Origin of the sequence: Bradyrhizobium sp. NBAIM08 (genome assembly GCF_020193935.1) — a bacterium.
Taxonomy (GTDB): Bacteria; Pseudomonadota; Alphaproteobacteria; order Rhizobiales; family Xanthobacteraceae; genus Bradyrhizobium; species Bradyrhizobium yuanmingense.
Map to the genome: position 1 here is coordinate 226,161 of NZ_JADYVR010000006.1, position 18,730 is coordinate 244,890.

The window sequence follows — 18,730 nt, forward strand, 5'->3', positions numbered from 1 at the left end:
TGCAATGATTGAAATGCCGCCGCTCAAGTTCGCGACGACGAACGGAATCCGCATGGGCTATTACGAGGCGGGCCCGTCCGATGACAAACCGCCGGTCGTGCTGTGCCACGGCTGGCCGGAGCTCGCATTCTCCTGGCGTCACCAGATCAAGGCACTAAGCGAGGCCGGCATCCGCGTGGTCGCGCCCGACCAGCGTGGCTACGGCGCGACCGACCGGCCCGAGCCGGTCGAAGCCTATGACATGGAGCACCTGACCGGCGATCTCGTCGGTCTGCTCGATCATCTCGGGATCGACAAGGCGATCTTCGTCGGCCACGACTGGGGCGGCTTCGTCGTCTGGCAGATGCCGCTGCGGCATCCCACGCGCGTCGCCGGAGTCGTCGGCGTCAACACCCCGCATTGGGACCGCATGCCGATCGACCCGATCGCGCTGTTTCGCCAGCGTTACGGTGACCAGATGTACATCGTCCAGTTCCAGGATCCCGCGCGCGAGCCGGACAAGATCTTCGGCAGCCGCGTCGAGCAGACCTTCGACGCCTTCATGCGCAAGCCGCTGGCAAAGCCGGCGGCGAAACCGGACGAGCCGCCGATCGCGGGTGTCGGCGCCTCGTCGAAGACCAACCTGGCTTTCCCGCAGATGATTGCGGCGTACGACGCCAAGGTCGATCCGCGCACGCCGATCCTGTCGGCTGATGAGAAGAAGGTGTTCGTCGACACCTTCACGAAGACCGGCTTCACCGGCGGCATCAACTGGTACCGCAACTTCACCCGCAACTGGGAGCGCGCCGAGGGGCTGGACCACCACATCCACGTGCCCTCGTTGATGATCATGGCGGAGAATGATGCCGTGCTGCCGCCCTCGGCGGCCGACGGCATGGAGAAACTGATCGATGACCTCGAGAAGTATCTGGTGAACGACAGCGGCCATTGGACGCAACAGGAGAAGCCGGAGGAGGTCAGCGCCAAGCTGATCGAATGGCGGAGAAGGCGGTTTGGCTAGCGCTCGTCATTGGGAACGCGTCATTGCGAGGAGCGAAGCGACGAAACAATCCAGACTGCCTCCACGGATACATTTCTGGATTGCTTCGCTTCGCTTGCAACGACGACATTGAGGCAGGGGGACTACATTTCGATGTCATCCAAGAACCGTCTGGACCCGATTCCGCAGCCGCCGACCAAGCCAGTGGTCGGCAATATGCTGTCGCTGGACGCGGCCGCTCCCGTGCAGCACCTGACGCGGCTTGCCAAGGAGCTCGGGCCGATCTTCTGGCTCGACATGATGGGCTCGCCGATCGTCGTCGTCTCCGGCCACGATCTCGTCGACGAGCTCTCCGACGAGAAGCGGTTCGACAAGACGGTGCGCGGCGCGCTGCGGCGCGTGCGTGCGGTCGGCGGCGACGGCCTCTTCACCGCCGACACCCGTGAGCCGAACTGGAGCAAGGCGCACAACATCCTGCTGCAGCCTTTCGGCAACCGCGCCATGCAGTCCTATCACCCGAGCATGGTCGACATCGCCGAGCAGCTCGTCCAGAAATGGGAGCGGCTCAACGCCGACGACGAGATCGACGTCGTCCACGACATGACCGCGCTGACGCTGGATACGATCGGCCTGTGCGGCTTCGAGTACCGCTTCAACTCGTTCTACCGGCGCGACTACCATCCTTTCGTCGAGTCACTGGTACGATCGCTCGAAACCATCATGATGACGCGCGGCCTGCCGTTCGAGCAGCTCTGGATGCAGAAGCGGCGGAAGACGCTGGCCCAAGACGTCGCTTTCATGAACAAGATGGTCGACGAGATCATCGCCGAACGCCGCAAGAGCGCGGAAGGCATCGACGACAAGAAGGACATGCTGGCCGCGATGATGACCGGCGTCGACCGTTCCACCGGCGAGCAGCTCGACGACGTCAATATCCGCTACCAGATCAACACCTTCCTGATCGCGGGGCACGAGACGACCAGCGGCCTGTTGTCCTACACGCTCTATGCGCTGCTCAAGCATCCGGAGATTCTCAAGAAGGCCTATGACGAGGTCGACCGCGTCTTCGGCCCCGACGTCAACGCCAAGCCGACCTATCAGCAGGTGACGCAGCTCACCTACATCACGCAGATCCTGAAGGAGTCGCTGCGGCTGTGGCCGCCGGCGCCGGCCTACGGCATCTCGCCGCTGAACGACGAGACCATCGGCGGCGGGCAGTACAAGCTCAGGAAGGGAACGTTCGTCACCATCCTGGTGACGGCGCTGCATCGTGATCCCAGCGTGTGGGGTCCCAACCCCGACGCCTTCGACCCCGAGAATTTCAGCCGCGAGGCGGAGGCAAGACGGCCGATCAATGCTTGGAAGCCGTTCGGCAACGGCCAGCGCGCCTGCATCGGCCGCGGCTTCGCCATGCACGAGGCAGCGCTCGCGCTCGGCATGATCCTGCAGCGCTTCAAGCTGATCGACCACCAGCGCTACCAGATGCACCTGAAGGAGACGCTGACCATCAAGCCGGAAGGCTTCAAGATCAAGGTGCGGCCGCGCGCCGATCGCGAGCGCGGCGCTTATGGCGGGCCCGTTGCGGCTGCGTCCTCGGCGCCAAAGGCGCAGCGTCCGCCCACCACGCGGCCCGGCCACAACACGCCGATGCTGGTGCTCTACGGCTCCAATCTCGGCACCGCCGAGGAGCTCGCAACGCGCATGGCCGATCTTGCCGAGATCAACGGTTTTGCCGTGCATCTCGGCCCGCTCGACGACTATGTCGGCAAGCTGCCGCAGGAGGGCGGCGTGCTGATCATCTGCGCCTCCTATAACGGCGCGCCGCCCGACAATGCGACGCAGTTCGTCAAATGGCTCGGCGAGGATCTGCCGAAGGATGCCTTTGCCGGTGTGCGCTACGCCGTGTTCGGCTGCGGCAACAGCGACTGGGCCGCGACCTATCAATCGGTGCCGCGCTTCATCGACGAGCAATTGTCGAAGCATGGTGCGCGCGCGGTCTATCCGCGCGGCGAGGGCGATGCCCGCAGCGATCTCGACGGCCAGTTCCAGAAATGGTTCCCCGCCGCCGCGCAAGTCGCGACCAAGGAGTTCGGCATCGACTGGAATTTCACCCGCACCGCCGAGGACGATCCGCTCTATGCAATCGAGCCGGTCGCGGTGACCGCCGTCAACACCATCGTCGCCCAGGGCGGCGCAGTGGCGATGAAGGTGCTGGTCAATGACGAGCTCCAGAACAAGTCCGGCGCGAATGCTTCCGAGCGCTCGACGCGCCACATCGAGGTGCAGCTGCCGGCCAACCTCAGCTACCGCGTCGGCGATCACCTCAGCGTCGTTCCGCGCAACGATCCTACGCTGGTTGATTCAGTTGCCCGCCGCTTCGGCTTTTTGCCGGCCGATCAGATCAGGCTTCAGGTGGCCGAAGGCCGGCGCGCGCAATTGCCGGTCGGCGCGGCCGTATCGGTTGGTCGCCTGCTCAGCGAGTTCGTCGAGCTCCAGCAGGTCGCGACCCGCAAGCAGATCCAGATCATGGCCGAGCACACCCGCTGCCCCGTCACCAAGCCGAAGCTATTGGCCTTCGTCGGCGAGGAAGCGGAACCGCTCGAGCGCTATCGCGGTGAGATCCTCGCCAAGCGCAAATCGGTGTTCGACCTGCTGCTCGAATATCCGGCTTGCGAACTACCGTTCCACGTCTATCTCGAAATGCTGTCGCTGCTGGCGCCGCGCTATTACTCGATCTCGTCCTCGCCGTCGGTCGACCCCGCGCGTTGCAGCGTCACGGTCGGCGTGGTCGAAGGTCCGGCTGCCTCCGGCCGCGGCACCTACAAGGGCATCTGCTCGAACTATCTCGCCAATCGGCGGGCGGGCGATACGATCTATGCCACCGTGCGCGAGACCAAGGCGGGCTTCTGCCTGCCGGACGATCCTTCCGTGCCTGTTATCATGATCGGTCCGGGCACGGGACTTGCGCCGTTCCGCGGCTTCCTCCAGGAGCGCGCCGCGCGCAAGGCGAAAGGGGCCGCGCTCGGCCCGGCCATGTTGTTCTTCGGCTGCCGCCATCCCGACCAGGATTTTCTTTACGCGGAGGAGCTGAAGGCGCTCGCGGCGAGCGGCATCACCGAGCTGTTCACGGCGTTCTCGCGCGCGGACGGACCGAAGACCTATGTGCAGCATGTGCTTGCCGCGCAGAAGGACAAGGTCTGGCCGCTGATCGAGCAGGGCGCGATCATCTATGTGTGCGGCGACGGCGGCAAGATGGAGCCGGACGTGAAGGCGGCGCTGGTTGCGATCCACCGCGAGAGGAGCGGCAGTGATGCTGCGGCAGGCGCGCGTTGGATCGAGGAGATGGGCGCGAACAACCGCTATGTGCTGGACGTCTGGGCGGGAGCGTAGCCGCAGATCGTGGGGTGGGTTAGCCCCGCGGATTGCGCGAAGCGCAAACCGCTAGGCGTAACCCACCAATTCTGTCCGAGCGGTGGGTTTCGCCTTCGGCTAACCCACCCTACAATCCTGTTCGTGCTAAGCATTCCCATGATTCCCTGGGAAAAGATCGACACCGCCAAGATCCCCGGTTCCGACGAGGAGCTCCGCCTGATGCGGCGGGGCAAGGAGTTCTCCATCAAGCTCGGCACCAACGAGCTGATGAACAGCCGCCTGTCGGGGTCGGAAGCGGCGCTGGCAACCCTTGCCGCGAAGCAGATCGAGAAAGTCGCAAAGCCCGTCGTTCTCATCGGCGGTCTCGGCATGGGTTTTACGCTACGCGCGGCGCTGGCCGTGCTCGGAGCCCAGGCGAAGATCGTGGTCTCCGAGTTGGTGCCGTCGGTCGTCGCCTGGGCGCGAGGCCCGATGGCCGAGGTCTTCGGCGATAGCCTCGATGATGCCAGGGTGAGCATTCGCGAGATCGATGTCGGTGAAATCATCCGGGCGAAGCGTTCGGCCTTCGACGCCATCCTGCTCGACGTCGACAACGGGCCCGAAGGGCTGACCCGGAAGGGCAATGACGCGCTCTACGATGCGAGCGGGCTGCAGGTTGCGAAGACGGCGCTGCGGGCGGGAGGCGTGCTGGCCGTCTGGTCGTCGGGACCCAATCCGCCGTTCACAGGGCGCCTCAAGCGCGCCGGCTTCGACGTCAACGAAGTCAACGTTCGCGCCACCGGCAGAGGCGGCGGCGCGCGCCACGTGATCTGGATCGCGCGGAAAGGCGCGCCTCGAGGCTAGAACATCGTGTTGCCGTTCGCCGGGTTTTCAGGAATCTCCTGAATGACGTCCCAATGCTCGACGATCTTGCCGTTCTCCAGCTTGAAGATGTCGACGATCGCGCGGCCCCTGGTGCCGGGCTCGCGAACGGAGTGGACGTGCAGGATGACGAAGTCGCCCTCCGCGAAGCTGCGCTTGATCTCGCTGCGCGAGTTCGGAAACTTCTCGCGCAGGAAGCCGATGAACTTCCGGAAGCCCTCCGGCCCGTCGGGAGCGGTTGGATTGTGCTGGACGTAACGGTTGCCGACATAGGCGAGGGCGGCGTCGGCGTCCTTCTGATTGAGGCCCTTCTCATAGAAGGCCAGCACAGTTTGGCGGTTGGCTTCTTCCTGCGCGCTGGCCGCCATCGCGGCGCCGCCGGCGAGAGACAACATGAGAATGGAAGCGGCCATTGCCGCCGATCGAATGATGAAGTGCATGTGAGCTCCGAGAGGCCGCAGCCTCTGTCTGGCGTCTGAGACGGTCTGTATAGCCTTCATCGGAACCCGCGTTAAGACAGGCACCGGCTGCTCACATGGTCACCTGGAGGAGACCGGCCGGCCTAGGCCGCCTGCGCCGCCGCGCCATGCGCGTGCTTGTCGATCGCGTCGATGATCTCCGGCCAGAAGCGCATGGGCAGCGCGTGGCCCATGCCCTCGATCATCAGCAGCTTTGCGTTCGGGATCGACGCGGCCGTGTCCTTGCCGCCTTCGGGGCGGACCAACGGATCGACGGTGCCGTGGATCACGAGCGTCGGAGCCTTCACGGCGTGCAGCCGTTCCTTGCGGCTGCCGGAGGCAAGCACGGCGCGGAGCTGACGGCCGACGCCGGCCGGATTGAGCCCGCGCGCGAACACCCGCTCGGCGCGGCCGGGGTCGAGCGCTTCCTCTTCCGGGAAATGCCCGGCGCGCAGCACCTTCCAGGTCTGGCCATAGCGGACGATGAACTCCCCCTTGCTGCGCGGCGGCGGTGCCATCAGCACCGCGGCGGCCTCGCGCGTCGGCGGCGGCACGCGCGGATTGCCCGTCGTCGACATGATCGAGGTCAGCGAGCGCACGCGGTGCGGAAACGACAGCGTCACCTCCTGCGCGATCATGCCGCCCATGGACGCCCCAACGAGATGCGCCGACTTAATGCCGAGCGCATCCATCAGCCCGACCGTGTCCTTTGCCATGTCGATCAGCTTGTAGGTCGCGGCCACCGGGATGCGCAAGAAGCGCAGCTTCAGCAGCTCGAACGGCGTCAGCCGCTTGCCGCCGGTGAGATGGCTCGACTTGCCGATGTCGCGATTGTCGAAGCGGATCACGCGGAAGCCGCGTGCGGCGAGCTGCTCGCAGAATGCATCGTCCCAATGGATCATCTGCGCCCCGAGGCCCATGATCAGCAGCAGCGGCTCGGCATTGTCGTTGCCGAAGATCTCGTAGCAGATATCGATGCCGTTGGCGCGGACGGTCTGGGGCGGTTGATGGGCGGTCACGGGTTCCTCCTGCTGACCGATGCTGTATCGCACGGTTTCATTTCACGAAGAAGCCGCGTCTCCGACGTTGCGTCGGTTGCTTGCCGGTTGACCGGCACCGCGCAACGGTGTGGTATGGCGGGACAAGAAGGGTGCAAAGCCCTCCGCATTGGGAGGACGCCGATGACCGACAAGATCACTGATCCGGTCGCCTTGTGGCAGAAGATGGTTGGCGAAATGGAGAAGGGTTTCAACTCCTTCGCGACCAAGGCGATGGAGACGCCCGAATTCTCGCAGGCCATGAACCGCGCCGGCGGCGTTGCTGCAGGTGCTCAGAAGCAATTCGGCGATCTCATGGAGAGGTACCTGATCTCGATGAACCTGCCGAGCCGCGAGCAGATGACCGGCATTGCGGAACGGCTCCAGTCGATCGAAGGCCAGCTCGGCGAGATCAAGTCGATGCTGAGCCAGATGTCGGCCACGTCGGGCGCGCCGCAACCCGGCGCCGCGCCGCGGCCACCGCGAACCAAGCGTCCGCCGTCCGAAGGCGGAGACCAAAAATGAACGCGCCGGCGGGACTTGATCTTGCCTCGATCCCGGAGCGCATCCAGTCCGAGGTGCAGCGCGCGATTCAGCGCAGCATCAAGGGCGTCGAATATTTCTCGACCTCGGGCCCCTCGCTCGGCTCTACGCCAAAGGACGTGCTGCACTCGCGCGGCACCATGAGCCTCTATCACTACCGGCCGATGTCGGACGAGATCTACCGCGTGCCGGTGCTGATCGTAATGGCAACCACCAATCGCGGCTACATCCTCGACCTCGTGCCCGGCCAGAGCTTCATCGAGTTCCTGCTGAAACGCGGCTACGACGTCTACATGCTGGACTGGAGCGCGCCGAGGCCGGAGGAGAAGAGCCTGCGCATGGAGGACTATGTCCTCGACTTCATTCCGGACTGCGTCCGCCGCGTGCAAGCCGATTCCGGCGAGCAGGACGTCTCCGTCATCGGCTATTGCTTTGGCGGCGTGCTGTCGCTGCTCTACGGCTCGATCCACAAGGACGGGCCAATGAAGAACCTGATCTGCTTCACCACGCCGATCGACTTCCGGGAGATGAAGCTGTTCTCGAACTTCTCCGACCGCCGCTATTTCGACGTCGACCACCTCGTCGACAGCGTCGGCAACGTGCCGCCGGAGATGATCCTGTCCTCGTTCGAGATGCTGCGGCCGGCCTCGCGCACGGTGAGCCAGATCCAGCTCTGGGAAAACATCTGGAACGACGAGTTCGTGAAGTCGTACCGCATGTTCGACCGCTGGGCGACCGACACGCTGCCGCTCGCCGGCGAATATTTCCGCACCATCACCAAGGACCTGATGTGGGATAACAGGCTGTTCAACGGCACCATGTCGGTCGGCGGCCGTGCGGCCAGGCTCGAGAACATCACGGTGCCGATCCTGCATGCGGTCGCCGAGCACGATCACATCGTGCCCTATGAGGCCGCCAAGCACCTGATCGCCAAGATCGGCTCGACCGACAAGGAAGAGGTGATCCTGAAGGGCGGTCACGTCTCGCTCGTCGCCGGCGCCAACGCGGTGAAGCGGCTGTGGCCGAAACTGGATTCCTGGCTGGGAAAGAGATCGACATGAGCGAGCAGCGTTCCTATCCGCGCGACGTCAAGACCGACGCGGGCGCTATCGAGATCCGCCTGATGTCGCCCGCAGACGAGGCCGCGGTGCTGGCCTTCGGCAAGGGCCTGCCGACCCACGACTTGTTGTTCCTGCCGCGCAACATCAGCGAGCCGAAGGTGCTGTCGGCCTGGGTCAAGGAAATCGAGCGCGGAGCTATTCAGAGCCTGCTCGCGGTGAGAGAGGGCAGGGTCGTTGGTTGCGGCACGCTGGTGCGCGATCCCCATTCCTGGTCGCCTCATGTCGGTGAGATCCGGATGGTGGTTTCGCCCGAGGTCCGCGGCAAGGGCGTGGGCAAAGCGCTGTCGCAGGAGACTTTTGCGCTGGCGCTCGGAGCGGGCCTGGAAAAGCTCTCGGTCCAGATGACGGTGGATCAGCAGGCGGCGATCGCCCTGTTCGAGAGCCTCGGCTTCAAGGCCGAGGCCCTGCTGCGGGACCATGTCCGGGACGTCGACGGCAAGACCCACGACATCGTCGTGCTCGGCCATAACATCGCGCAGGTCCAGGCTCAGATGGAGGCCTACGGCCTGCCTGGCGCCGTGCAGCACTAAGCAGGAGGCGTCCGACATTGGGTCCGGATCGGAACCCATTCACGTGCCCCCATGGCTACGGAAGCATCACGATGTCTCTCGTGAGAGTTGTTCACGATCTCGTGATATCGCACTGCAATATCAATATTGCGATGCACAATTAACCGTGCCATATAGGTCGTGCCCCGGGCCAATGCGGACGGGGTGAGCCCATAGCTCAAACCATTGAGGATGGAGAGAACCCCATGACCACTGAAACCAACACCGCTTTCGAGGGCTTCAAGGACGCTTTCAAGAACATCCAGAACCTGGAAGTTCCCGAGGCCGCCCGCGAATTCGTCAAGAAGACTGCCAATACCGCCAAGGACCGTGCTGCCGAGGTGTTTGCTGGCTCCGAGCGCGTGACCGCCGCCGTCGAGAACGCGGTGACCGAGTCCATCACCGAGGCCGGCAAGATCAGCCGCAACATCCAGCAGGCGATCTACGAGGACGCCGAGGCGTTCTTCTCGGGCATCGACAAGCTCGCGTCCGCCAAGTCGGTCAGCGAAGCCGTCGAGATCCAGTCGAGCCTGCTCCGCTCCCGCGGCGAAGTGTTCGTCTCGCGCGCCAAGGCGACCGCCGACTATCTCGGCAAGCTCGCCGCCAACGGTGCGAAGTCCGCTCAGGACAATTTCGCCAAGGTCTACAGCAAGACCGCCTGATCTGGCGCCTGAGCACAAACTGAATTTAAGGCCCGCTTCGGCGGGCCTTTGTTTTTGCGCCGCCGTCATTGCGAGGAGCTCGCGACAAAATTGCGTAGCAATTTTGCGCTGATGCGACGAACAATCCAAAGTCTTTGAACGATTCTGGATCGCTTCGCTCGCAATGACGAGTACTGTGATGCAGTCATGGACTCATCTGTCACCTTTTCCTTCGACGCCCCCGGCGATGCCGAACGAGCGGCCGAGCTGCGCCGCGTCAAGGCGCTGGCGACTTTGGTGCTGGCCGCGACGCTGGCACTGTTCGTCGTCGCGAAATGGCTTCTGCCCGTGCATCCCGTGTTCGGCTTCATTGCCGCCTTCGCCGAGGCCGCGACCATCGGCGGGCTCGCCGACTGGTATGCCGTGGTGGCGCTGTTCAAGCGGCCGCTCGGCCTGCCGATCCCGCACACCGCGATCATCCAGAGCAACCAGGCCCGCATCGCCGACAAGCTCGGCGAATTCATCCAGGTGCATTTCCTCGAGGCGGGTCCAGTCGAAGCCAAGCTGAAGGAGATCGACTTCGGCTCCTTCGTCGCCGACTGGTTGCGCGACCGCAAGCGCAGCGACGACCTTGCGCGCTTTGCGCTGCGGCTGTTGCCGGAGGCCGTATCCGCAACCGAAAGCTCCGGCCTGATGACCTTCATCATCCGCCGCATGTCCTCGCAGCTCCAGGCGATCGACCTCGCGCCGCTGGCGGCCGGCACGCTGCGCGGCTTCGTCGCGGAGGGACGGCATCAGATCCTGTTCGACGATCTCCTGCGCGTGATGCACGAGACCTTGAACCAGACGGAGACGATGGCGATGATCCGCGAGAAGGTGCGCGCGGAATTGCCGACCCTGCTCAAGCTCTATCGTGCCGACAAGTTTCTGGTGAACAAGATCGTGGCCTCCGCCACCGCCTTCTTCAACGAAGTGCGCAGCGACCCCAAGCATCCGTTCCGCGGCGAGTTCGACCGCATGGTGCTGAACTTCGTCGACAGGCTCGGCACCGATCAGGCCTATATCGACCGCATCGACGGCCTGAAACGCGATCTCCTGGCGCGGCCGGAGCTCGCCGATCTCGCCCGCACCGTCTGGGCCAACACGCGCTCCTTCATCGAGCGCAGCGCGAGCGGCGAGACGCAGGTGCTGCAACATCATCTCGCCGGGATGTTCGTCTCAGCCGGCGAGGCGCTCGCCAGCGATGCCGAGTTGCGCGGCGAGATCAACAAGGGTCTCGTCACCGTGCTGCGCAGCTTCGTCGCGGACCAGAAGAGCGGCGTCTCGACCTTCATCTCCGATCAGGTCAAGGCGTGGAATATGACGCAGCTGATTTCGCTGATCGAGATCAACATCGGCCGCGACCTGCAATACATCCGCTTCAACGGCTCGTTGATCGGCGGGCTCGCTGGGCTCGCGCTCTACACCGTAGAATTCCTGCTCCGATTGTTGTGACTTTTGCGTCACGGCCGTTAGCATTAACGCGCGGACCTATTGTCGCCCCGCGTCTCTCCCGCTTGAATACCAGGAACCGGCCGCCTAGCTGATTCATGTTGCGCTGCGGAACGATCCAGAAGCCGGCGAGTTGGAATCTGTCTACGCATTTGCCGGCCTCGCCGGCCTCCTTTTCAGCGATTCTTCCCAGGGGACCATTGATGACCGCTACTGCCCAAACGCTGCGTCCGCCGTCCCGTACCTTGATGTTTCTGGAAGGACGCGCGATCCACGAGTTCGGCGCATTCCTCGGCGCGCTGCCGCTGCTGAGCCTTGCGCCGCGCGGCGATGGGCATCCGGTGCTGGTGCTGCCGGGCCTCGTGGCCTCCGACACCTCCACTGGCGCGCTGCGCACGTTTCTGAGCAGCAAGGGCTATGCAGTGGCTGGTTGGCGCCAAGGCCGCAACTACGGCCTGCGGCCCGGCGTGCAGGATGCGATGCTCGGTCAGATCCGAGAGCTCAACGACACCCACGGCCGCAAGATCAGCTTGGTCGGTTGGAGCCTCGGTGGCATCTATGCGCGCCAGCTTGCCAAGATGGTGCCGGACAGCGTGCGCCAAGTGATCACGCTTGGTAGCCCCTTTGCCGGCGATCCACGCTCGACCAACGCCTGGCGCGTCTATGAATGGGCGAGCGGCCGCAAGGCCGACGAGGTTGATCCGCGTTTCGGCGGCGAGCTTGCCGCTCCGCCGCCGGTGCCGACCACCGCCATCTTCAGCCGTACCGACGGCGTCTGCGCCTGGCAAGGCTGCATGGAGAAGACGGGCGCACAGACCGAGAGCATCGAGGTCGAGAGCAGCCATTGCGGCATGGGCCATCATCCGGCCGCCGTCTATGCCGTAGCCGATCGCCTCGCGCAGAAGGAAGGCCAGTGGCGCCCGTTCGATCGCAGCGGCTGGCGTAGCGTGGTGTATCCCGATCCGCATCGGTAGCGCTCCTCTTCACCTCTCCCTGCAAGCTGGGCGAGGTCGGATGCATCGGAGATGCGATAGCGGGGAGAAGGAGAAGAGCCGTCGTCCCGCTCCACTGTCGCGCCTGCACCAAACGCGCTAAGGCTGCCGCATGGCGCATCCGCTCTCTCGTATCATCGACCAGCTCAAGCGCGAGCCCTCGCGCACCGGCTCCATCGTCATCACAGTGTTTGGTGATGCCATCGTGCCGCGTGGTGGCTCGGTGTGGCTCGGGACGCTTCTGGAATTCTTCGAAAGCCTCGACATCGTCAGCGGCGTGGTGCGCACCGCAATGTCGCGGCTTGCCGCCGACGGCTGGCTGACGCGCGAGAAGGTCGGTCGCAACAGTTTCTATCGCCTGGCCGACAAGGGCCGCCAGACGTTCGAGGCCGCGACGCGCCACATCTACGATCCGCCGCCGTCCGACTGGACCGGACGTTTCGAGCTGCTGCTGATCGGCAATGGCGAGGATCGCGACGCATCGCGCGAAGCGCTGCGCAATGCCGGCTTCGGCAGCCCGCTGCCGGGCGTATGGGTCGCGCCATCGGGCGTTCCGGTGCCGGATGAGGCCGCGGGCGCGATCCGCCTCGAAGTCTCGGCGGAAGACGACAGCGGCCGCCGTCTGCTCAGCGCGAGCTGGCCGCTCGATCGGACCGCCGATGCCTATCTGAAATTCATGAAGACGTTCGAGCCGCTGCGCGCCGCGATCGCGCGCGGCACGGATCTGTCCGAGGCCGACGCCTTCACCGCGCGGATCCTCTTGATCCACCATTACCGCCGCGTCGTGCTGCGCGATCCATTGCTGCCCGAGAGCCTGCTGCCGCCGGATTGGCCGGGCAGGGCGGCCCGCGAACTCTGCGGCGAGATCTATCGCGCGCTGCTTGCTCCGTCCGAACAATGGCTCGACAGCCATGGAACCAATGAAAAAGGGCCGTTGCCGGCCGCGCGAAAGCTGCTGGAACGAAGGTTCGGCGCCTGATCATTATGTTACAGAAATATCTTGCATGATGTAAATCTTGTTATATATTCTCTCCCAATAAACGGGAGGATGCGCATGTACACCCAGGCGCTGAACACGGCCGAGACCGCTGATCGCGATCTCGAGGACGCAGGCAAAGCTGCGCAATTCCAGGCCCGCATCGATGCCGAGGAGCGCATCGAGCCGAACGATTGGATGCCGGCGGCCTATCGCAAGACGCTCACCCGCCAGATCTCCCAGCACGCGCATTCCGAAATCGTCGGCATGCTGCCCGAAGGCAACTGGATCACGCGCGCGCCGACCTTGCGCCGCAAGGCCGCGCTGCTCGCCAAGGTGCAGGATGAATGCGGCCACGGGCTCTATCTCTATGCCGCCGCCGAGACGCTCGGCTCCTCGCGCGAGGAGCTGGTCGACGCCATGCTCGCCGGCAAGGCCAAATATTCATCGATCTTCAACTATCCGACGCTGACCTGGGCGGACATCGGCACGATCGGCTGGCTGGTCGACGGCGCCGCGATCATGAACCAGATCCCGCTGTGCCGCTGCTCCTACGGGCCTTATGCGCGCGCGATGATCCGCGTCTGCAAGGAGGAGTCCTTCCACCAGCGCCAGGGTTACGAGATCATGGTGACGCTGTGCCGCGGCTCGGAGGAGCAGAAGGCGATGGCGCAGGACGCGCTGAACCGCTGGTGGTGGCCGGTGCTGATGATGTTCGGTCCGCCCGACGCGACGAGCCAGCACAGCGACACCTCGACGAAGTGGAAGATCAAGCGCTTCTCCAATGACGAGCTGCGCCAGAAGTTCGTCGATGCCACCGTGCCGCAGGCGCAATATCTCGGCCTCACCATTCCCGATCCCGGCATGATTCAGGACGCTGACGGCCACTGGCGCTACAGCGAGATCGACTGGACCGAATTCAAGCAGGTGCTGGCCGGCAACGGCCCGTGCAATCGCGACCGCATGGCCGCGCGCCGCAAGGCACACGAGGAGGGCGCCTGGGTGCGCGAGGCGGCAGCTAGCTATGCCGCCAAGCGCGCCCAGCGTCAGACCGCCCAGGCTGCCGAATAGGAGAGCGATATGGCCACGCCGAACACGCCGCTGTGGGAAGTCTTCATTCGCAGCCGCAACGGGCTCGCGCACAAGCATGTCGGTTCGCTGCATGCAAGCGATGCGACCATGGCGCTGCAGGCCGCCCGCGACATCTACACCCGGCGCGGCGAGGGCCTGTCGATCTGGGTCGTGCCCTCCAGCGCGATCACCGCGAGCGATCCCGCCGAGAAGGGCATGATGTTCGAGCCGGCGGAATCCAAGATCTACCGGCATCCGACATTCTACGAGGTGCCGGAAGAAGTGGGGCACATGTGATGGGGATGATGTGATGTCTTGCGCCAACATCCAGGTCTCCGAAACGCCGCTGGTGCTTTACGCATTGCGCCGCGCCGACGATGCGCTGATCCTCGGTCACAGGCTGTCGGAATGGTGCGGGCATGCGCCGATGCTGGAAGAGGACATGGCACTCTCCAACATCGCGCTCGACCTGATCGGCCAGGCGCGGGAGCTCTACACCTTTGCCGCCAAGGTCGAAGGCAGGGACAACGACGAGGACAAGCTCGCTTACTTGCGCGACGTGCGGCAGTACCGCAATCTTCTCCTAGTCGAGCAACCCAACGGCGATTTTGCCCAGACCCTGGTGCGGCAATTCTTCTATTCCGCCTTCGCCGATCTCTACTGGCGCGCGATGATGAATTCGCGCGATGCGACGCTGGCGGCGATTGCTGCGAAATCGGAGAAGGAGAGCGCCTACCATCTGCGCCATGCCTCGGAATGGATTATCCGGCTCGGCGACGGCACTGAGGAGAGCCACGCGCGCACGCAAGGAGCGATCGATCATCTCTGGGCCTTTACCGGCGAGATGTTTGCCGTCGACGACGGCGAACGCGCGCTGATCCATGCCGGCATTGCCGTCGATCCCGCAAGCTTGCGCGGGCGCTGGCTGGCGACGCTCTCGGACGTCACGCGTGAAGCAACGCTCGCGCTGCCGCAGAACGAGTGGATGCAGCAGGGCGGCCGCTCCGGTCGTCACAGCGAGCATCTCGGCCACCTCCTGTCGGAGCTGCAATCGATGCAGCGGACTTTTCCGGGGCTGACATGGTGATGGTGACCGATGACGCCGCGCTGCGCCAGCGCGCCTGGGACGCCGCCGCCAGCGTGGTCGATCCGGAAATTCCGGTGCTGAGCATTGCCGATCTCGGCGTGCTGCGCGACGTCGTTCTCGACGGCGATCATGTCGAGGTCGCGATCACACCGACCTATTCGGGTTGCCCGGCCATGAACATGATCGCGCTCGAAATCGAGGTTGCGCTGGAGCGCGCCGGTTTTCAACATGCAAAGGTACGGACGGTGCTGTCGCCGGCCTGGACCACGGACTGGTTGACCGAGGACGGACGCAAGAAGCTGCGCGCCTACGGCATCGCGCCGCCGCAAGCTTCAAACTCGCGCCGCGCGCTGTTCGGCGATCAGACGGTGGCGTGCCCGCAATGCGGCTCGGACAAGACCGAGCTGCTGTCCGAATTCGGCTCGACCTCCTGCAAGGCGCTCTGGCGCTGCAAGGCCTGCCGCGAACCCTTCGACTATTTCAAGTGCCATTGACCATGTCCGCAGCCGCACCGCGCTTCCATCGCCTCGCCGTCAGGGACCTCCGCCGCGAGGCCACGGACGCCGTCTCGATGACCTTTGCCATCCCCAACGAACTCGCCGGCGATTACGCCTTCACGCCCGGCCAGTATCTGACGCTGCGCGCCACGCTCGACGGCGAAGAGGTGCGCCGCTCCTATTCGATCTGCTCCGGCCCTGACGACGGCGAGATCCGTATCGCCGTCAAGAAGGTCGATGGCGGCGCATTTTCGAGCTGGGCCGCCGAAGATCTCAAATGCGGCGACGAGCTCGACGTGATGACGCCGACCGGCCGCTTCGGTCTGGTCCCGCCGACAGATCGTGCGCGCGTTCATGTCGGCTTCGCCGCCGGCTCCGGCATCACGCCGATCCTGTCGATCGTGAAGGGCGTGCTCGCGCGCGAGCCGGGCAGCCGCTTCTTTTTGTTCTACGGCAACCGCACCACCGACAACATCATGTTCCTCGAAGCGCTCGAGGAGCTCAAGGACCGCTTCATCGATCGTCTCTCGATCTTTTACGTGCTCTCCGGCGAGGAGCAGGACATTCCGATCCTGCATGGCCGGCTCGACGGCGACAAGGTGAGGGTGCTGCTCCGCGCGCTGGTGCCGGCGGCCAGCGTCGATCACGTCTTCATCTGCGGTCCTCTTGGCATGAGCGAGGACATCGAGGCGACCTGCCGCGATCTCGGCATCGCCGACGAGCGCATCCATGTCGAGCGCTTCGTTTCCGAGTTCGGCGGCAAGCCGCGGCCGAAAAAGGCGGTTGCGCCCGACGCGCCGCCGAAGGCGATCGCCTCGCTGATCATCGACGGCAAGCGCCGCGACGTGCCCGTCGCCGAGGACGAGGCCATCCTCGATGCCGCGCTGCGCGCCGGCGTCGATCTGCCCTTCGCCTGCAAGGGCGGGATGTGCTCGACCTGCCGCGCCAAGCTGGTCGAAGGCGAGGCGCCGATGGACATCAACTATTCGCTGGAACCGTGGGAGCTCGAGGCCGGTTTTGTTCTCACCTGCCAGGCCAAGCCGTCCACCGAGCGTGTCGTGGTCGATTATGATCATGTCTGATCAGGCGTTCTGCGGCTCCGCAATGCAAATGCGTCGCAATATTTGACAGAGTGAGCCAACCAGAACAACATCATGAGCAACCGTCTGGCCGGGAGAAGCGCGTGAACGTCAAAGCCGCCCTGTCGCCTGAGGATATTGCCCGTGCCTGCGCCGAGGCGATGTGGGCCGAGGACGATGCCTCCAAGGGTCTCGGCATGGAGATCGTCGAGATCGGCCCGGGCTTTGCGACGCTCGCCATGACGGTGCGGCCTGATATGGTCAACGGCCAGCGCATCGCCCATGGCGGCTTCATCTTCACGCTCGCCGATTCCGCCTTCGCGTTCGCCTGCAACTCGCACAATGAGCGCGTCGTCGCGGCGCAGGGCCAGATCACTTTCATCAAGCCCGGCAAGCTTGGCGATCGTCTCATCGCAAGAGCGCGGGAGATCACCCGCGGCGGCCGCTCCGGCATCTACGACGTGCGTGTCACGGTGGGCGAGGTCGTCATCGCGGAATTCCGCGGACATTCCCGCGTCATTCCCGGCAAATGGCTGCCGGCGCAAGATCAATAAAACCAAACAAAAAAGAACAGGCAATGTGGGGAAACGAGGATGGCTCTGACGAGGCTCAAGGAAGGTGGCAACGCCTATAGCGCCGAGATGGATGCGCATGAGCGCGCCTCGCGCGGCGAGATCATGGCGCTGCAGAAGCAGCGGTTGGCGTGGTCGCTGAAGCACGCCTACGACAACGTCGCGCATTACCGCAAGGCGTTCGACAAAGCGGGCGTGCATCCGTCCGACTTTCGCGAGCTCTCTGATCTCGCCAAATTCCCGTTCACGGTCAAGACGGACCTGCGCGACAATTATCCCTTCGACATGTTCGCCGTGCCGCGCGAAAAGCTGGTGCGGGTGCATGCCTCATCCGGCACGACCGGAAAGCCGATCGTGGTCGGCTATACGCAGCGCGACATCGACACCTGGTCCGAGGTGATGGCGCGCTCGATCCGCGCCGCCGGCGGCCGCACCGGCATGATCATCCACAATGCGTATGGCTATGGACTCTTCACCGGCGGTCTCGGCGTGCACTACGGCGCCGAGAAGCTTGGCTGCACGGTTGTCCCCATTTCCGGGGGCATGACCGAGCGGCAGGTGCAGCTCATCAATGATTTCCGGCCCGACATCATCACGGTGACGCCGAGCTACATGCTGGCGATCCTCGACGAGTTCAAGCGCCAGAAGCTTGATCCGCGCCAGTGTTCGCTCAAGATCGGCATCTTCGGCGCGGAACCCTGGACCAACGCGATGCGCGCCGAGATCGAGGACGCCTTCGACATGGACGCGACCGACATCTATGGCCTGTCCGAGGTGATCGGCCCGGGCGTCGCTCAGGAATGCATCGAGACCAAGGATGGCCTGCACATCTGGGAGGATCATTTCTACCCGGAAGTGATCGACCCCGAGACCGGCGCGGTGCTGCCCGACGGCGAGAAGGGCGAGCTGGTCTTCACGTCGCTCACCAAGGAAGCCTTTCCGGTGATCCGCTATCGAACCCGCGACCTGACGCGGCTGCTGCCGGGAACGGCACGGCCGGGCATGCGGCGGATGGAGAAGGTGACCGGGCGCTCGGACGACATGATCATCCTGCGCGGCGTCAATCTGTTCCCGACCCAGATCGAGGAGGTGCTGCTCGCGACCGACTGGTGCGGCGGCCATTTCATCCTCGAGCTCACCCGGGAAGGCCGCATGGACGAGCTCACCATCATCGCCGAGGCGCGGCCCGAGAGCTGGGACGGCCGCGGCCTCGTCGACCATGCGGATCGAATTTCGACCCACATCAAGAATACGATCGGCGTCAGCTCCAGGGTGCAGGTAGTTGCGCCGGCCACGCTGGAGCGCTCGCTCGGCAAGGCCAAGCGGCTCTTCGACAAGCGGCCAAAGGACTGACCGGACGGATTGACTCGACCGGCGCCAGAGGCGACAAGGCCCGCGAGAAATC

General features: G+C 64.4%; 19 protein-coding genes. 17 read left to right on the plus strand and 2 right to left on the minus strand.

Annotated features, from left to right (window positions below; translation table 11 throughout):
- Positions 1-4 precede the first annotated feature (4 nt).
- The 3 genes from I6F37_RS22025 (at position 5) to I6F37_RS22035 (ending at position 5,194) form a co-directional block, all read left to right on the plus strand.
- Positions 5-1,000: an alpha/beta fold hydrolase gene (locus I6F37_RS22025; protein ID WP_225152673.1), complete on the plus strand. Its 996-nt coding sequence runs from the start codon at positions 5-7 to the stop codon at positions 998-1,000.
- Positions 1,001-1,132: 132 nt separating this feature from the next.
- Positions 1,133-4,369, plus strand: a complete 3,237-nt coding sequence (locus I6F37_RS22030; RefSeq protein ID WP_225152675.1) for a bifunctional cytochrome P450/NADPH--P450 reductase — start codon at positions 1,133-1,135, stop codon at positions 4,367-4,369.
- Between the two features lie 138 nt (positions 4,370-4,507).
- On the plus strand, positions 4,508-5,194 hold the full coding sequence (locus tag I6F37_RS22035) for a spermidine synthase (protein ID WP_225152677.1): 687 nt from the start codon (positions 4,508-4,510) through the stop codon (positions 5,192-5,194).
- Here I6F37_RS22035 and I6F37_RS22040 read toward each other — a convergent pair.
- Both I6F37_RS22040 and I6F37_RS22045 read right to left on the minus strand, forming a co-directional pair.
- Positions 5,191-5,652: an ester cyclase gene (locus I6F37_RS22040; protein ID WP_225127369.1), complete on the minus strand. Its 462-nt coding sequence runs from the start codon at positions 5,650-5,652 to the stop codon at positions 5,191-5,193. The two genes, I6F37_RS22035 and I6F37_RS22040, sit on opposite strands and share 4 nt — an antisense overlap.
- 122 nt (positions 5,653-5,774) lie before the next feature.
- Positions 5,775-6,689, minus strand: a complete 915-nt coding sequence (locus I6F37_RS22045) for an alpha/beta fold hydrolase (RefSeq protein WP_225152679.1) — start codon at positions 6,687-6,689, stop codon at positions 5,775-5,777.
- A gap of 162 nt (positions 6,690-6,851) precedes the next feature.
- Between I6F37_RS22045 and I6F37_RS22050 the strand changes: the two genes are divergently transcribed.
- The 14 genes from I6F37_RS22050 (at position 6,852) to paaK (ending at position 18,678) form a co-directional block, all read left to right on the plus strand.
- Positions 6,852-7,232, plus strand: a complete 381-nt coding sequence (locus I6F37_RS22050) for a hypothetical protein (protein ID WP_036004795.1) — start codon at positions 6,852-6,854, stop codon at positions 7,230-7,232.
- The gene (locus I6F37_RS22055) at positions 7,229-8,311 is read left to right on the plus strand and encodes an alpha/beta hydrolase (RefSeq protein WP_225152680.1); all 1,083 of its coding nucleotides are present in this window, start codon (positions 7,229-7,231) and stop codon (positions 8,309-8,311) included. The genes I6F37_RS22050 and I6F37_RS22055 overlap by 4 nt, the downstream gene beginning before the upstream one ends.
- Entirely contained in the window at positions 8,308-8,901 is a 594-nt protein-coding gene (locus I6F37_RS22060; protein WP_036004801.1) for a GNAT family N-acetyltransferase, read from the plus strand. Before I6F37_RS22055 ends, I6F37_RS22060 begins: the two co-directional genes overlap by 4 nt.
- A 224-nt stretch (positions 8,902-9,125) precedes the next feature.
- A complete protein-coding gene (locus I6F37_RS22065; protein ID WP_036004804.1) occupies positions 9,126-9,581 on the plus strand; it encodes a phasin in 456 nt (151 codons plus the stop codon).
- A gap of 186 nt (positions 9,582-9,767) precedes the next feature.
- Complete coding sequence (locus I6F37_RS22070; RefSeq protein WP_225152682.1) at positions 9,768-11,054, plus strand: DUF445 domain-containing protein; 1,287 nt, start codon at positions 9,768-9,770, stop codon at positions 11,052-11,054.
- A gap of 200 nt (positions 11,055-11,254) precedes the next feature.
- Positions 11,255-12,025, plus strand: coding sequence for a triacylglycerol lipase (locus I6F37_RS22075; protein ID WP_036025751.1), 771 nt, complete (start codon positions 11,255-11,257; stop codon positions 12,023-12,025).
- A 130-nt stretch (positions 12,026-12,155) separates the two neighbouring features.
- On the plus strand, positions 12,156-13,022 hold the full coding sequence (gene paaX, locus I6F37_RS22080; RefSeq protein WP_036025750.1) for a phenylacetic acid degradation operon negative regulatory protein PaaX: 867 nt from the start codon (positions 12,156-12,158) through the stop codon (positions 13,020-13,022).
- Between the two features lie 75 nt (positions 13,023-13,097).
- Positions 13,098-14,090: a 1,2-phenylacetyl-CoA epoxidase subunit PaaA gene (gene paaA, locus I6F37_RS22085; RefSeq protein ID WP_036004899.1), complete on the plus strand. Its 993-nt coding sequence runs from the start codon at positions 13,098-13,100 to the stop codon at positions 14,088-14,090.
- Between the two features lie 9 nt (positions 14,091-14,099).
- Positions 14,100-14,387 (plus strand): 1,2-phenylacetyl-CoA epoxidase subunit PaaB, encoded by a 288-nt coding sequence (paaB, locus tag I6F37_RS22090; protein ID WP_015687593.1) that lies wholly within the window; start codon positions 14,100-14,102, stop codon positions 14,385-14,387.
- A gap of 13 nt (positions 14,388-14,400) precedes the next feature.
- Positions 14,401-15,177, plus strand: coding sequence for a 1,2-phenylacetyl-CoA epoxidase subunit PaaC (gene paaC, locus I6F37_RS22095; RefSeq protein WP_036004817.1), 777 nt, complete (start codon positions 14,401-14,403; stop codon positions 15,175-15,177).
- Entirely contained in the window at positions 15,177-15,671 is a 495-nt protein-coding gene (gene paaD / locus I6F37_RS22100) for a 1,2-phenylacetyl-CoA epoxidase subunit PaaD (protein WP_036004902.1), read from the plus strand. Before paaC ends, paaD begins: the two co-directional genes overlap by 1 nt.
- A gap of 2 nt (positions 15,672-15,673) precedes the next feature.
- Entirely contained in the window at positions 15,674-16,756 is a 1,083-nt protein-coding gene (gene paaE / locus I6F37_RS22105; RefSeq protein ID WP_036043142.1) for a 1,2-phenylacetyl-CoA epoxidase subunit PaaE, read from the plus strand.
- Between the two features lie 101 nt (positions 16,757-16,857).
- Positions 16,858-17,307 carry a hydroxyphenylacetyl-CoA thioesterase PaaI gene (paaI, locus tag I6F37_RS22110; protein ID WP_225146092.1) on the plus strand — a complete coding sequence of 150 codons (450 nt, stop codon included), beginning with the start codon at positions 16,858-16,860 and terminating at the stop codon, positions 17,305-17,307.
- A gap of 39 nt (positions 17,308-17,346) precedes the next feature.
- On the plus strand, positions 17,347-18,678 hold the full coding sequence (paaK, locus tag I6F37_RS22115; RefSeq protein WP_036025742.1) for a phenylacetate--CoA ligase PaaK: 1,332 nt from the start codon (positions 17,347-17,349) through the stop codon (positions 18,676-18,678).
- The last annotated feature ends 52 nt before the right edge of the window (positions 18,679-18,730 follow it).